Source organism: Pseudoxanthomonas koreensis (assembly GCF_010093225.1).
Classification (GTDB): Bacteria; Pseudomonadota; Gammaproteobacteria; order Xanthomonadales; family Xanthomonadaceae; genus Pseudoxanthomonas; species Pseudoxanthomonas koreensis.
Genome location: NZ_PDWM01000056.1, coordinates 1 through 14066, shown reverse-complemented (window position 1 = coordinate 14066; position 14066 = coordinate 1). Strand labels below are relative to the sequence as shown.

12 protein-coding genes and 1 pseudogene are annotated in these 14066 nt (G+C 72.1%); 2 read left to right on the top strand and 11 right to left on the bottom strand.

Annotated elements, in window-relative coordinates; all coding sequences use genetic code 11:
• From CSC64_RS13980 to CSC64_RS13020, 6 genes and pseudogenes are all read right to left on the bottom strand, one after another.
• A pseudogene (locus CSC64_RS13980) lies at nt 1-336 on the bottom strand (hypothetical protein); the annotation flags it as partial.
• 7 nt (nt 337-343) lie between these two features.
• A complete protein-coding gene (locus CSC64_RS13040) occupies nt 344-994 on the bottom strand; it encodes a hypothetical protein (protein ID WP_238390045.1) in 651 nt (216 codons plus the stop codon).
• 571 nt (nt 995-1565) lie between these two features.
• The gene (gene pyrF / locus CSC64_RS13035) at nt 1566-2288 is read right to left on the bottom strand and encodes an orotidine-5'-phosphate decarboxylase (RefSeq protein WP_162435763.1); all 723 of its coding nucleotides are present in this window, start codon (nt 2286-2288) and stop codon (nt 1566-1568) included.
• The gene (locus tag CSC64_RS13030) at nt 2285-3184 is read right to left on the bottom strand and encodes a 5'-nucleotidase, lipoprotein e(P4) family (protein WP_162435762.1); all 900 of its coding nucleotides are present in this window, start codon (nt 3182-3184) and stop codon (nt 2285-2287) included. Before CSC64_RS13030 ends, pyrF begins: the two co-directional genes overlap by 4 nt.
• A gap of 82 nt (nt 3185-3266) precedes the next feature.
• Complete coding sequence (locus CSC64_RS13025; RefSeq protein ID WP_162435761.1) at nt 3267-3452, bottom strand: hypothetical protein; 186 nt, start codon at nt 3450-3452, stop codon at nt 3267-3269.
• Between the two features lie 60 nt (nt 3453-3512).
• The gene (locus CSC64_RS13020; protein ID WP_162435760.1) at nt 3513-5492 is read right to left on the bottom strand and encodes a UvrD-helicase domain-containing protein; all 1980 of its coding nucleotides are present in this window, start codon (nt 5490-5492) and stop codon (nt 3513-3515) included.
• A gap of 150 nt (nt 5493-5642) precedes the next feature.
• Between CSC64_RS13020 and CSC64_RS13015 the strand changes: the two genes are divergently transcribed.
• Together CSC64_RS13015 and CSC64_RS13010 are read left to right on the top strand one after the other, a co-directional pair.
• Nucleotides 5643-6359 carry a sel1 repeat family protein gene (locus CSC64_RS13015; protein WP_162435759.1) on the top strand — a complete coding sequence of 239 codons (717 nt, stop codon included), beginning with the start codon at nt 5643-5645 and terminating at the stop codon, nt 6357-6359.
• 49 nt (nt 6360-6408) lie between these two features.
• The gene (locus CSC64_RS13010) at nt 6409-7029 is read left to right on the top strand and encodes a thymidine kinase (protein ID WP_162435758.1); all 621 of its coding nucleotides are present in this window, start codon (nt 6409-6411) and stop codon (nt 7027-7029) included.
• A 22-nt stretch (nt 7030-7051) separates the two neighbouring features.
• Here the strand turns inward: CSC64_RS13010 and CSC64_RS13005 are convergent, their stop codons facing one another.
• The 5 genes from CSC64_RS13005 to CSC64_RS12985 all read right to left on the bottom strand — a co-directional run bounded on the left by CSC64_RS13005 (nt 7052) and on the right by CSC64_RS12985 (nt 13983).
• Complete coding sequence (locus CSC64_RS13005) at nt 7052-8641, bottom strand: OpgD/OpgG family glucan biosynthesis protein (RefSeq protein ID WP_162435765.1); 1590 nt, start codon at nt 8639-8641, stop codon at nt 7052-7054.
• A gap of 43 nt (nt 8642-8684) precedes the next feature.
• Nucleotides 8685-11522, bottom strand: a complete 2838-nt coding sequence (locus tag CSC64_RS13000) for a serine/threonine-protein kinase (RefSeq protein ID WP_162435757.1) — start codon at nt 11520-11522, stop codon at nt 8685-8687.
• A gap of 25 nt (nt 11523-11547) precedes the next feature.
• Nucleotides 11548-12126, bottom strand: a complete 579-nt coding sequence (locus CSC64_RS12995; RefSeq protein WP_162435756.1) for an ECF-type sigma factor — start codon at nt 12124-12126, stop codon at nt 11548-11550.
• Nucleotides 12127-12361: 235 nt separating this feature from the next.
• Nucleotides 12362-13177 carry a bifunctional DNA-formamidopyrimidine glycosylase/DNA-(apurinic or apyrimidinic site) lyase gene (gene mutM, locus CSC64_RS12990; RefSeq protein WP_162435755.1) on the bottom strand — a complete coding sequence of 272 codons (816 nt, stop codon included), beginning with the start codon at nt 13175-13177 and terminating at the stop codon, nt 12362-12364.
• A gap of 2 nt (nt 13178-13179) precedes the next feature.
• The gene (locus CSC64_RS12985) at nt 13180-13983 is read right to left on the bottom strand and encodes an ABC transporter ATP-binding protein (RefSeq protein WP_162435764.1); all 804 of its coding nucleotides are present in this window, start codon (nt 13981-13983) and stop codon (nt 13180-13182) included.
• Between the last annotated feature and the right edge of the window lie 83 nt (nt 13984-14066).

The window sequence follows — 14066 nt, the reverse complement described above, 5'->3', positions numbered from 1 at the left end:
TGTGAATAGGGGACAGCGGGGGGCCAGCGGCGGGGCCGGGACCACGGCGGCAGCATCGGCCGGGGCGGTTGCAGTCGAAGCCATGGCCTGCGGCTGCGGGGATTCGTGTTCCGGATGCGGGTGGGTTGTGGATCCCGTGCCTGCGGCGGTGATCGCCTCCGGCGCTTCGGGGGTGACGCTTCCGGGCGTGGCCGCCTCCGGCGTGGTCGCCGCGCCGCTGGCCTTCGCGCCGTCGGCCGCCGTGCCCGGCGGCGTGGCGGCCGGCGTGGCGGGCGAAGTCGACGGCTTGGCGCCGGGCGCGGGTTCCGGGAACGGCAGGGAGTTCTGTTCGGGCATGGGGGGATTATCGCCCAGTGGCCGGCCCGGCCGGCGGGGCGCTGGCCGGACCGGTATCGGTGTCGGGCATGGCGACGGGCGGCAGCGGCAGTCCCGGCAGCCCCGGCTCGCCACCTGCGGGCGGCTCGGCCAGCAGTTCGGCGGCGTGTTCCAGGTAGTCGCTCAGGTACCAGCGCCCGTCGCGGCGGGTCAGGCTGACCAGGGTGTCGATCTCGCGTCCGGCCAGCGGGTAGTGGATGCGTACGGTGGCGTGGTCGCCCTTCTCCTCGACCAGGCCGGTGCGCAGGTCGGCCAGGCTGTGGTCCAGGTCCAGGCCGTAGTCGGCCAGCACCGCCTTGGCGGCCGCGGCGAACGGGCCCAGCTGGCGCAGGCTCCCGTCCATGCCGGCCGCGGCCAGGGCGTCGTCGCCGTCCAGGCCGGTGGCGCGGGCCGCTTCGGCCAGGCGCGCGATCGCGGCGTGGCCACGCTTGCGTTCCCCCAGCGGCGCGGTCGCCGACCACTGGCCCAGCGCGGCCACGATCTGGACGTAATGGGCGCGCTCCTCGTCGCTGTACTCGCCCTGCGTGCCCAGGTACTGCTGGCCGAACAGCGCCAGCGAGCGCGCCGCGTCGCGCAGGGCCTTGTCCTGGCCGGCCATCTGGCGGTCGAAGGTCCGCACCAGTTCGCGTTCGGCCCCGGCGGCGGAGAGGGTGGCCAGCAGCGGGCCGAGCTGGTCGTCCAGCGGCAGCTCGGTCAGCGGCCAGCGGCTGTGGCCCTGGGCCCAGGCATCGGCCAGGTACGCGTGCTCCGCCGGCGGCAGCGCGTCGCGGGCGAACGCTTCCAGGCGTTGCGTTGCAGGTGGTCGGCGAGCTGACGCACGGCGCCGGCCGGCTCGCTGGCCGCACCGGGCAGCTCACCGGGCGTGGCCGGCGGACGGCGGCAGGCGGTGGGCAGGAAGATCACGGCCAGCAACAGCAGGGCGCACGCGGCAGTGCGGATCGGCCGGTGGCAGCACGATGGGAGCATGGGCGGCGGCATCCGGTGGGTCCGGGCCGAGTGTGGCCGCAGCCCGGTGGCGGCGGCAAGGCGGCCGCAAAGAAAAAGGGAGGCACCTGGCCTCCCCAATCCGGCAATGCCGGAGGACATCGTGTTGTGGCACGGCTCCGGCCAGTGACCGGACGCGGGCCATCCTAGCGCCCCCGGCGAGCTGAAGCAACACTTGAAATTGCACATTTCAAGTGGCTGATATTTCAGGAAATAGAGCGCAGGATCTCGGCCTGGATGGCCTCGGCCGCAGCGCGCGGATCGGCGGCCTGGCGGATCGGCCGGCCGACCACGATGGCGTCGGCGCCGTCGGCGAAGGCCCGGGCCACGCCGACGCTGCGCTTCTGGTCGTCGCCGGCCGGGCCGCCGGGGCGGATGCCCGGGCAGACGATGGAGAAGCCGGCGCCGGTGGCGCGGCGGATCGGGCCGGCCTCCAGGCCGGACGCGATCACGCCATCGATGCCCGCGGCCTGCGCGGCAAGGGCGCGTTCGACGACGATGGCTTCGGGTTCGCCGGAGATACCCATGGAGCGCAGGTCGTTGCCGTCCATCGACGTCAGCACGGTGACCGCCAGCAGGCGCATGGCGGATCCGGCGTTCGCCTCGGCCGCGGCCTGCATCATTGCCGGGTGCCAGCCGTGGATGGTGCAGTAGCTGACCGGCCAGCGCTCCAGGCCGCGGATCACGCCGGCCACGGTCGCCGGGATGTCGAAGAACTTCAGGTCCACGAACACGCGCTTGCCGCGTGCGGCCAGGTCGTCGAGCACCTGGAAGTACTCGCCCGAGGCCAGCAGCTCCATGCCGATCTTGTAGAAGCGCACCGAGTCGCCCAGGCGGTCGACCCATTCGCGCGCCTGGGTGCGGCCAGGCACGTCCAGGGCGAAGATCAGGCGCTCGTCCGGCGCCAGCGGCAGCGGCGGGCGGCTCACGGCGCCACGTCCAGGGCGGCGCGCTTGGCCGCGCGGCGATCCTCGCGCGGCTGCCGCCAGTTGTTGTCGAACAGTGCCGGCTCCCAGCTGCCGTAGGTCGGGTTGGGCAGCATCCACCAGCGTTCGCCGAACCAGTCGTCGTATTCGTCGAGCAGGGCCTGGCGGCGTTGCGGGGTGTTGGCGTCGATCTGGACGAAGTCGCCGAGCTGGTCGCCGAACTGCATCAGCACCCGGTAGTTGCGTCCGGCCAGGCGGCGGCGGCAATCCTTCTCCGAGCCTTCCTGCTCGCAGCCCGGCACCACCGTGCCCAGGCCGAGGAACACGCTGTCGTCGGTCACCGGCAGGCCGGCGGCGCGCAGGTTGGCCAGGGTCGCGTCCTTCAGGTGCACGGCGCGGTTGGAGATGTACAGCAGGGTCACGCCCTTCTGCTGCGCGGCGCGGGCGAACTCGAGCACGCCCGGCACCGGCTGCGCCCGGCGTTCCTCGACCCAGGCGTCCCAGGTCGGGTCGCTGTATTCCAGGCCGTCGCGGACCAGGCGGGCCTGGTAGGGCGAGTTGTCGAGCACGGTCTCGTCGATGTCCAGGATCACCGCTGGCCTGAGGCCGCGGCCGGGGTTGTCGCGCTCGGTCGGCACCAGCGCGTCCCAGTGCGGCTGCTTCAGCGCCTGGTCGAGGTGGTCGGCGGCAGAGCGGTAGGTCTGGATCGCCACGGCGCGGTATTCGGCCGCGCGCTGGACCCAGAGCACGGCGTTGAGGTTGTCGTCGGCGGGCACCGTAGCCGCTTCGGCGGTCGTTTCGGCGGCGGCCGGCGCCCGGGCGGGGGCTTCCTGGCGCACCGGCTGGCAGGCGGCGAGCAGGGCCACGGCGAGCGCGGCGCAGGGCAGGGAAAGACGCATGGAACGCGGTCTCGCAGTCGGCAGTGGCGCGCAGTTTACCGGCTCGGCGCAGGCGGCCGGCCGGCGGGCCGCCATGACCGGGTCAGAACACCGTGACCAGGGCGACGGCCAGTGCCGCATAGATCGCGATGACGCCCCAGTAGCCGCGCGGCGATTCGGCACGGACATAGCGCCGCGCGCCCGGACCGGACCTGGCTACCACTTCACCGGGGGCCAAGGCGTACGCGAGATACAGCGCCAGCAGCGCGCCGAGCAGGTCGAACAGCATGCACGTCCCTCCGTCGAACGAGACTAGCGCATCGACGCGCGTGCGGCGATGCGCCGGGTTTCACTCGCCCAGCAGCGCCTGGATCGCGGCGAAGCTGGCGGCGGCGCGCTCCTTCTTCGCCGCCGCGTCGGCAACCGGGTCGGCGCCGTCGCGCTGCAGTTCGGCCGCGGGCAGTTCGTCGAGGAAGCGGCTGGGCTTGAGCCGCACCTTCTCGCGGAAGCGGCGGGTCTCGCGGTTGTGGCTGAGCCACAGCCGGGTCTTGGCGCGGGTGATGCCGACGTACATCAGCCGCCGCTCCTCCTCCAGCGAGCCCTCCTCCAGCGCGGCCTCGTGCGGCAGGGTGCCGTCCTCGCAACCGACGATGAACACGTAGCCGAACTCCAGGCCCTTGGCCGCGTGCAGGCTCATCAGCCGCACCTGGTTGCCGCCGTCGTCCTTGTCGTTGCGCGACAGCAGCGCCAGCTGCGCGGCCAGGTCGCCGGCGCTGGCGCCGCGCGGGCCGCCTTCGAACCATTCGGCCAGTTCATCCAGGTTGGCCTTGCGCCGCTGGAACGAAGCCTCGTCCTTGCACTGGCCGCGCAGGTCGGCGAGCAGGCCGGACTTCTCGGCCAGGCGGCGGACCAGGTCGGCCGCGCTGAGCTTCGACGCATGCTCGCGCAGGTCTGCGATCGCGTTGTTGAACGCGCCCAGGCCATTGGCCGCGCGCGGCGGCAACTGCTGCAGCGCGCCCATCGACTGCGCCGCGCGCGACATCGGCATGTGCTTGCTGTGGGCCAGCTCGGCCAGCTTCGCCAGTGAGGTCGCGCCCACTTCGCGTTTCGGCGACTGCACCGCGCGCAGGAAGGCGGCGTCGTCCTCGGGATTGGCGATCGCCCGCAGCCAGGCCAGCGCGTCCTTCACTTCCTGGCGCTCCAGGAACGCGGTGCCGCCGGTCAGGTGGTAGGGCACGCGCAGCAGCTGCAGCGCCTTTTCCAGCACCCGCGACTGGTGGTTGCCGCGGAACAGGATGCAGAACTCGCTCCACGGCACCTGCTGCGACTCGTGCAGGAAGGAAATCTCGGCGGCGACCTTCTCCGCCTCGTGCTCGTTGTCGCGGCATTCCCACACCCGGATCCGCTCGCCGTCGGCCTGCTCGCTCCACAGCGTCTTCAGGTGCTGGTGCGGGTTGCGCGCGATCAGCGCGTTGGCCGCGCGCAGCACGCGGTTGGAGCAGCGGTAGTTCTGTTCGAGCTTGACCACCTGCAGAGCCGGGTAGTCGCGGCCCATCTGCTCCAGGTTCTCCGGGTTGGCGCCGCGCCAGGCGTAGATGCTCTGGTCGTCGTCGCCCACGCAGGTGAAGTTGCCCTTCGGCCCGGCGATCGCTTTCAACAGGCGGTACTGGGCATCGTTGGTGTCCTGGCACTCGTCCACCAGCAGGTAGCCGATGCGCTCGCGCCAGGCCATGACGACTTCTTCGTTCTCCTCCAGGATCTGCACCGGCAGCCGGATCAGGTCGTCGAAGTCGACCGCGTTGAACGAGGACAGGCGCGCCTGGTAGCGCGCGTACAGCTTGGCCGCCTCCATCTCGCGGGTGGAGCGCGCCGCGGCCAGTGCCTGTTCGGGCGACAGGCCGGCGTTCTTGGCGCGGGAGATGAGGTTCTTCGCGTCGTCGATCGCGTCGGGCTTGGCGCCCGGCATCAGGTCCTTGACCTGGGCGGCGCTGTCGTCGGCGTCGAAGATCGAGAAGCCGCGCCTGAGCCCGGCGGCGGCATGCTCGATCTGCAGGAACTTCAGCCCCAGCGCGTGGAAGGTGCAGATGGTCAGGCCCTCGGCTGCATCGCCCTTGATCCGCCTGGCCACGCGCTCGCGCATTTCCTTCGCCGACTTGTTGGTGAAGGTGATCGCGGCGATGCGCTTCGCCGGATAGCGGCCGGTGCCGACCAGGTGGGCGATCTTCTCCACGATCACCCGGGTCTTGCCGCTGCCGGCGCCGGCCAGCACCAGCAGCGGGCCTTCGTCGTGCAGGACCGCGGCGCGTTGGGGGGGATTGAGGAAATGCATGCGGCGGGAAACGGAACCGGAAGCGGATTCTACAACGCGGCACGCGGCGGGCCGCCGTCCGGCCGGCCGCGGCGGGGTGACGGATGGCACGTTGATGGGCACCGGAGCGGCGACTAGAGTGCGGCCAACGTTCCTGCGAGAAGCGGCTGCATGTCCCGGACGGCCCGCCTGGCGATACTGGTGCTGTGCCTGGCGGCGATGCCGGCGATGGCCTCGGGCGGACGCGCGCCGGAAATCGATCCGCAGGTGATGACCGAGGGTTTCCTGGCCGCGCACCCGGACCTGCGCTGGCGCGCCGAAGGCTTGCGCGCCTACGAAGGGCAGGATTACGCCCGTGCCCTGGAATACTTCGAACGCGCGGCGCGGTACGCCGACAAGCCCTCGCAGGCGATCATCGCCGGCATGTACTGGGAAGGCATGGGGGTGGCCCAGGACCGTCCGCTCGCCTACGCCTGGATGGACATCGCCGCCGAGCGGCTCTATCGCGACTTCCTGCTGGGCCGCGAAGCCTACTGGAATGCGCTGGGCGAGGCCGGGCGCGCGGACGCCCTGCGCCGCGGCCAGGCGATCCTGGCCGAGTACGGCGACCACGTGGCCAAGCCGCGCCTGGAAAAGACGCTCAGGCGCGCGATGCGGCAGACCACCGGCAGCCGGCTCGGGTTCGCCGGCCTCATCACCATCATTCCCTTCACCGGGCCGCTGGCCGAGACCGGCTTCACCCTGCGCGGGGACCAGTACTACGACAGCGACTACTGGGAGCCGGAGGCCTACTGGCGCCTGCAGGACCGCATCTGGAAGGCTCCGGTGCGCGAGCAGGTCGATGTGGGCGGCGTGGAGCAGGTGGACCCCGCCGGCAAGCCCGACTGAAGGACGCGGCGCACGGCGCGGAGGGGGCGGCCGCCGGTAGAATCCGCGCATGGCCAAGCTCTACTTCTACTACTCGGCGATGAACGCCGGGAAGACCACCACCCTGCTGCAGTCGGCGCACAACTACCGCGAACGCGGCATGCGCACGCTGATCCTGACCCCGCACCTGGACGACCGTGGCGGCCGTGGCGGCGTGGTCGCCTCGCGGATCGGCCTGCGCGCCGAGGGCACCGCGTTCGAGCGCGACACCGACCTGGAGCGGCTGGTCGAGGCCGATCTGGCCGCGCACGGCACCCTGGGCTGCGTGCTGGTCGACGAGGCGCAGTTCCTCGGCCGGTCGCAGGTGTGGCAGCTGAGCGAGGTGGTCGACCGCCTGCACATCCCGGTGCTGTGCTACGGCCTGCGCACCGATTTCCGCGGCGAACTGTTCGAGGGCAGCCAGTACCTGCTGGCGTGGGCCGACGAGCTGCAGGAGATCAAGACGATCTGCCACAGTGGCAAGAAGGCGACCATGAACGTGCGCGTGGACGCGCAGGGCCGCGCGGTGCAGGACGGCCCGCAGGTGGAGATCGGCGGCAACGAGCGCTACGTCTCGGTCAGCCGCCCGGAGTTCAAGAAGGTGATGCGCGGCGAAGGCCTGATCGAGCCGCTGCAAGTGCCGCTGCTGTAGAGCGGAGCTCGCCCCGCCCGCGTCAGTACAGGCGGCGTTCCGACGGCGGCGGCGGGTTCCACTGGTACAGCCACGTCTCGCTGAGCGCGCGGCCTTCATGGCGCAGGTACAGGCGCAGGTCGATCTGGGTGGTCGAATCGTCCGGCGGGACCACGTCGAACATCGCGCGGTAGCCGTCGATGGCCTGCAGCGGGCGCGCCGACACGGTCTGCAGTTCGCCGCGCGAGCTTTCCACCATCGCTTCCACCGTGGCATTGCGCGCGGCCAGCGCCGCCAGCCCGCCGCCGGCGAAGTCCACCGCGAAGCGCTGCGAGAACCGCTTGCGCTCAAAGCCGATCACCCCGCCCAGTCCGGTGCGCGTGGCCACCGTGCGTGCCAGCGGCGGCAGTACCGGCGGCTGTTCGCCCCAGTACAGGCGGTAGCCGTACAGCAGTTCCTGGCCCGCTTGCGGCTTCGCTTCCGGGTTCCAGAACGCGACGATGTTGTCGAAGGTCTCGTCGACGGTCGGGATCTCCACCAGCTGCACCGAGCCGCGGCCCCAGCCGTGCCTGGGCTCGACCCACAGGCTGGGGCGCTTCTCGTAAAACACGCCGTCGTCCTGGTAATGATCGAAGTCGCGGTCGCGCTGCAGCAGGCCGAAGCCGCGCGGGTTCTCGTCGGCGAAGGCGTTGAAGCGCAGGTGTTCGGGATTGCCCAGCGGCCGCCAGATCCATTCGCCGCTGCCGCTGTGCATGGCCAGGCCGTCGCTGTCGTGGATCTCCGCACGCCAGTCCCAGTCCATGCGGCGGTCGTTCTCGCCGACCTGGTACATGCTGGTGGCCGGGGCGATACCGATGCGCTCGATCTCCCTGCGCGGATACAGCGCCGCATCGACGTCCATCACCAGCGGCTCGCCCTTGGTGATCGCGAAGCGGTAGGCGCCGGCCACGCCGGGCGAATCCAGCAGCGCGTAGACCACCAGCGTTTCCGAGCCCGGAGCCGGGCGCTCGAGCCAGAACGCGGTGAAGTCCGGGAACTCTTCCGGCCGCGGCATGCCGGTATCGATCGCCAGGCCGCGCGCGGACAGCCCGTACTGCATGCTCGAACCGACCGCGCGGAAGTAGCTGGCGCCGAGGAACGCGGCCCAGTCGCGGCGGACATCGTCGGGCGAATTGAGGCGGAAGCCGGCGAAGCCCAGGTCCTGCGGCAGCTTCTTCCCGTTCACCCCGCTGCGGCCGAAGTCGAACATGGCCGGATCGTAGGCCAGTTCCTGCGCCTGCCCGCCCGCGACTTCGAACATGCGCACCGGGCGCTTGAAGTACAGGCCCAGGTGGAAGAATCTGGCCTGGAACCTGGCGCCTGCGACATCGCTCCACAGCGCGTGGTCCTGGCGGAACGAGATGGCCTGGTACTGGTCCCAGGTCAGGTTCGCCACCGGTGCCGGCAGCGCGTCGCTGCGCGGCGCGTAGGCACGGCCGGCGAGTGCGCGTGCATGGCCCTTGAGCCAGGCGTAGTCGAACGGATGGCGTGGGCCCAGGGTGGCCGGCGAGGCCAGCGCCTCGAGCAGCGGCAACGGCAGGCCGGCGGCGGCGAGGGCCGTGGCGGCGCGGGTCAGGAACTGGCGGCGTTGCATGGCGCGGCGGGTGAAAGGGGGGCGGGACATCTTACGCAAGCCGTCAGCGCGCCGCGGTGGTCCGGGCGACGTCGTCCGGGAGCGATGGGCAGGCGTCGGCCAGTGCGTCGACTTCACGCGACAGGCTGCCACCTTCGGGGCGCGCGCTGCGCAGTTCGGCATCCAGGGCGCGCAGGTGTTCGCCGCCGCCGCTGGCATCGCCGCCGATGCAGCGGGCCCGGGCGGCGTAGGCGCGGGCTTCCCAGCGCAGCGGCACCAGCGCGGCATCGCTATCGGGCAGCGTGGCGAGGAAGCGTTCAAGGGCGTCGCCGTCGCCCTTGGCGGCCTGCCAGCGGGCCAGCGCCAGTTGTGCCTGGTGCGTGCGCAGGTCGGTTGCGCCGTAACCGACCGCGGTGAGCTGGCTGCCGCGTTCCAGCCAGGGCAGTGCCGCGTCGGACTGTCCCGCGTCGAGCAGCATCTCGCCGATGCGGCGATCCAGGTCGCCCACCGCCGGGTGGCTGGCGCCGAGGCGGGCGATGCGCACCCGGCGCGCTTCGTCGAGCGTGCCGCGCGCGGCCGCGGATTCGCCACGCGCCTGCTGCGCGCGTGCCAGGTCGGCCAGGCCGTAGTCGAGCAGGTGGCGGCCGTCGGGCTGGCGCCAGATCTGCACCGCGCGCTGGAAATGGGCCACGGCCGCGTCGGCGTCGCCGCGTTCGAGCGCGAGCCGGCCCAGCGCGTCCAGGCTCAGCGCGGTCTCGCGATGGCGTGGGCCCAGCAGCGCTTCGGTCGGGCCGTGCTGGGCCTGCAGCGCCTGTTCGGCTTCGGCCAGCCGGCCCAGCTGCAGGTAGGCCTGGCCCAGCTGGCGACGCACCGCCAGGGTGAAGGGATGGCCGGGCCCGTGCAGCTCCATCGACAGGCCCAGGCCCGAGCGCAGCGCACGCTCGGCTTCGATGGCCTGGCCGCGGTCGAGGTAGAGCGCGCCGAGGCTGCGCTGGATATCGACCATCAGCGGGTGCCGGTCGGCCAGCTGCCCGCGCAGCAGGCGCCGCGCGGCGAGGAACCGGGCGATCGCCGGCCCGGTGCGCGCCGCGTCGCTCTCGAGCGCCGCCAGGTCGATCGTGCCCTCGGCAACGCCGACATCGTCGTGCAGCACGTCGCGGTTCAGGGCGATGGCGCGTTCGTACCACTGCCGTGCCGCGTACGCCTGGCCGAGCATGCGCTGGCAGCGCCCGTACTGGGTGTAGAAGTCGGCCGCCTGCTGCGGCAGTCCGGCTTCCAGGCGCTGCGCGGTCTCGGCCAGCGGCTGCATCCGCGCCGCGCATTCCTGCGAGCGGCTGAGCAGGCGCAGCACGCGCCCATGCTGGCTGGCAGCGTCCAGGCGCAGGCCCGCCGGCGCGCCATCGTCGCCGGCGAGCAACTGCCGCTGCCGTTCGGACACCGCCAGCGCCTGGCGATAGTCGCCGATGCCCAGGTACATGCGTGCGATCACGCCCAGCAGTTCGGCGCGGGCGCGCGGCTGGTCTTCCAGCTCGCTTTCGGCGCGCCGCGCCCCGGCCGAGAGCAGTTCGCGCATGGCCATGCCCTCGTTGCGCTGGGCGCCGCCGGCGTGGTCGAACAGGCCCAGCACGAAGCGCTGCAGCGCCTGCGCGCGCGCCGCCTCGTGCCGTGCCTCGTGCGCGTGCCACAGGGTCAGGGCCAGGGCGGCAAGCAGGGTGACGATGGCCAGTGCGCCGAGGCTGGCGCCCAAGCGGTGCCGCTGCAGGTATTTCTGCAGCTGGTAGCCGATCCGCGGCGGGCGCGCCTCGACCGGGCGGCCCTCGAGGTGGCGACCGATGTCGCGGGCCAGTGCCTCGGCCGAGCTGTAGCGTCGCGCCGGCACCTTGCTCAGTGCCTTGAGCACGATGTTGTCGAGGTCGCCGCGCAGCCGCCGTGCCAGCCTCCGCGCATGCACCGCCTCGAGCTGGCCGACCTCGGCCAGTCGCTGCACCGCCACCGACGGCCGCGGCGGCGACACTTCCAGGATCGCCCGCTCCCATTCGGCATCGCTCTGCCGGCGCAGCCGGTAGGGCTTGTCGCCGGCGAGCAGTTCGTACAGGACCACGCCCAGCGAGTAGACGTCGGTGAGGGTGCTGACCGGTTCGCCGCGGACCTGCTCGGGCGCGGCGTAGTGCAGGGTGAAGGCGCGCACCTCGGTGCGCGCGTGGGCGGTTTCGCTGCCGTCGCGGTCGAGCAGCTTGGCGATGCCGAAATCCAGCAGCTGGACGTCGCGGTCGGCGGTGACCAGCATGTTGGACGGCTTCAGGTCGCGGTGCACGATCAGGTTGGCGTGGGCGTGGCTGACCGCCGCGCACACCTGCAGGAACAGGCGCAGGCGCGCCTCCACCGGCAGCGCGTGGCTGTTGCAGTACTCGGTGAGCGGCACGCCTTCGACGTATTCCAGCACCAGGTAGGGCTGGTCGCCTTCGCCGATGCCGGCGTCGAGCAGGCGGGCGATGTTGGGGTGCTGCAGCCGCGCCAGGATCTCGCGCTCGCGGGAGAAGCGCAGGCGCAGGTTGGGATCGGCGTAGCCGGGGCGCAGCAGCTTCAGCGCCAGTTCGCGCCGGTAAAGGCCGTCGGCGCGCTCGGCCAGCCAGACCTGGCCCATGCCACCTTCGCCGAGCAGGCGCTCCAGCCGGTACGGTCCCAGGCGGCTGCCCTCGCGCGACGCCGGGCGGGTGCCGGGCAGGGGATCGTGCAGGAAGTCGTTGCCGTCCTCCTCGCTGGCGAGCAGGACTTCGAGCTCGCTGGCAAGGTCGGGGTCTTCGTCGCGCAGGCGCTGCAGTTCGCCGGCGCGATCGGCCGCAGGCAGGTCGAGCAGCGCGTCCAGCAGCGGCGACAGGCGTTGCCAGCGTGCGGCGTCCATGGGCTTCCCCGCGCCGCGGACGCGGTCAGTCCTCGCGCATGGCCGCGAGCAGGAACAGGCGCGCCTTCTGCCAGTCGCGGCGCACGCTGCGCTCGGAACGTTGCAGCAGGTCGGCGATCTCCTGCTCGGAGAGCCCGGCGAAGTAGCGCAGCTCCACCACCTTGGCCAGCCTGGGGTCGACCGCGGCCAGGCGCTCCAGGGCGGTGTCCAGCGCCAGCAGGTTCTCGTCCAGGCGCAGGCTGCTTTCGGCTTCCTCGGGGATCTCGGCGACGCGCTTGAGGTCGCCACCGCGCTTGCGCGCCATGCGGTTGCGGGCGTAGTCGACCACCACGCTGCGCATGGCCGAGGCGGCGTAGGCGAAGAAGTGGGCACGGTCCTCGAAGCGGGCGCCGTTACTGGCGCCGACCAGCTTCAGGTAGGACTCGTGGACCAGCGAGGTCGGGTCCAGGGTGTTGTTCTGCTGGCCGGAGAGCTGCCGGCGGGCGAGGGTGTGCAGTTCCTGGTACAGCGTGCCCAGCACGCGGTCCAATGCCTCGCGGTCTCCGCCGCGCGCGGCATCCAGCCACACGGTGATCTCGGGGGAACTCTCGGGAGAGTCGGCCATCGTCGTCTCCACGACTGCGCCAAGGAGCTGAATATAGCCGCTTTCCGGCCGCCGCGACCGCCGCCCCCGCGCCCGCCGGAAGACTCCCTGTAGGAGCCCACTTCAGGGGGCGACCCGATCCCGCCGGAACGTGCGGCGTTCAACGCGCAGCCGCCGGAGAGGTCGCGTTGGACGTGGCTGCGATCCGCTTGCGTCGGGTCGCCCCCTGAAGTGGGCTCCTACAGGGGGTGAGCGCTCAGCGCTGGCAGCGCGGGCACCAGACGCTGGCGCGCTGGCCGATGCTGGCCTCGCGCAGCGGGGTGCCGCAGCCGGGGCAGGGCAGGCCGCCGCGACCGTAGACCGACAGCTCCTGCTCGAAGTAACCGGGCGCGCCATCCGGGTTGAGGAAATCGCGCAGGGTGGTGCCGCCGCGGGTGATGGCGTGGGCGAGGATGTCGCGCGCGGCACCGGCCAGCGCCGCGTAGCGCCCGCACGAGATGCGTCCGGCCGCGCGCAGCGGCGAAATGCCGGCGCGGTACAGGCTTTCGGCGGCGTAGATGTTGCCCACCCCGACCACGATGCGCTGGTCCATCAGGAACGCCTTCACCGGCGCGCTGCGGCCACGGCTGCGTTCGAACAGGTAATCGCCATGGAAAGCGTCGGACAGCGGCTCCGGGCCGAGTCCGCGCAGCAGTTCGTGTTCGCTGCCGGCCGGCTGCCAGAGCAGGCTGCCGAAGCGGCGCGGGTCGGTGAAGCGCAGCACGCGGCCCGAATCCAGGGCGATGTCGACGTGGTCGTGGCTGCCGACCGGCGTATCGGCCGGCAGTACCCGCAGCATCCCGGACATGCCCAGGTGCAGCAGGGCGCTGTCGCCTTCGTCGGTGTCCAGCAGCAGGTACTTGGCGCGGCGGCGCACGGCGGCGATGCGGCGGCCGGGCAGGTCGCGGCGGATTTCCTCGGGAATCGGCCAGCGCAGGTCGGGGCGGCGCAGGGTCACGGTGGCGACGCGGCGGCCTTCGACGTGCGGCGCCAGGCCGCGGCGGGTGGTCTCGACTTCGGGCAGCTCGGGCACGGTCAGCCCCCGGCGGCGGCCAGGTAGCGTTCGGTGCCGTGCGCGCCGCTCTCGCGCCAGACCCGGACCGGGCCGCCGAAGGCCTGCGAAAGGATCTCGTCGGTCAGGACCGCGCGGCGCGGGCCGTCGGCGAGGATGCGGCCGGCCTGCAGCACGACCACCCGCTCGATCTCCGCCACGATCTCCTCGATGTGGTGGGTGACCAGCAGCAGGGTCACGCCCTGCCGGGCCAGGTCGCCGAGCATGGCCAGCAGGCGGCCGCGCGCGACCAGGTCCAGGCCGGTGCCGGGTTCGTCCAGCAGCAGCGCCTGCGGGCGGTTGACCAGGGCGCGGGCGATCAGCACGCGGCGCGCCTCGCCGGTGGAAAGTTCGGCGTAGGGGCGATGGCGCAGCGGCAGGGCGTGGGCGCGTTCGAGTGCCTCCGCCGCGGCGGTGCGCATGTCCTCGCTGATCTGGCGGAACGGCGGGATCACGAAGCTGGCGAACAGGCCGCTGAGCACGGCGTCCTCGGCGGTCAGTCCGGCCATGCCGGCCAGATTGCTGCCGAAGTCGCCGGTCACGATCCCCAGCTGCGAGCGCAGCCGGTCCACCTGCCAGCGCGACTGGCCCAGCACCTGCACCGGCGGCGTGCCGTCGGCGCGTGCCAGCGGATACAGTTCGCGGGTGACCAGCTTGATCAGGGTCGACTTGCCGCAGCCGTTGGCGCCGAGCACGGCGGTGTGCTGGCCGGCGTCGATGCGCAGGGTCAGCTCGTGCAGGACGCGGACCTGGCCGCGGATGACGCTGGCCCGGTCGAGCTCGATCAGCGGCGGGCCTGTTCTTTATACACATCTCCGAGACCCCGAGGACCCCGGGCACCTTGTATGGCGACCTCTCGTTTTACAAAATA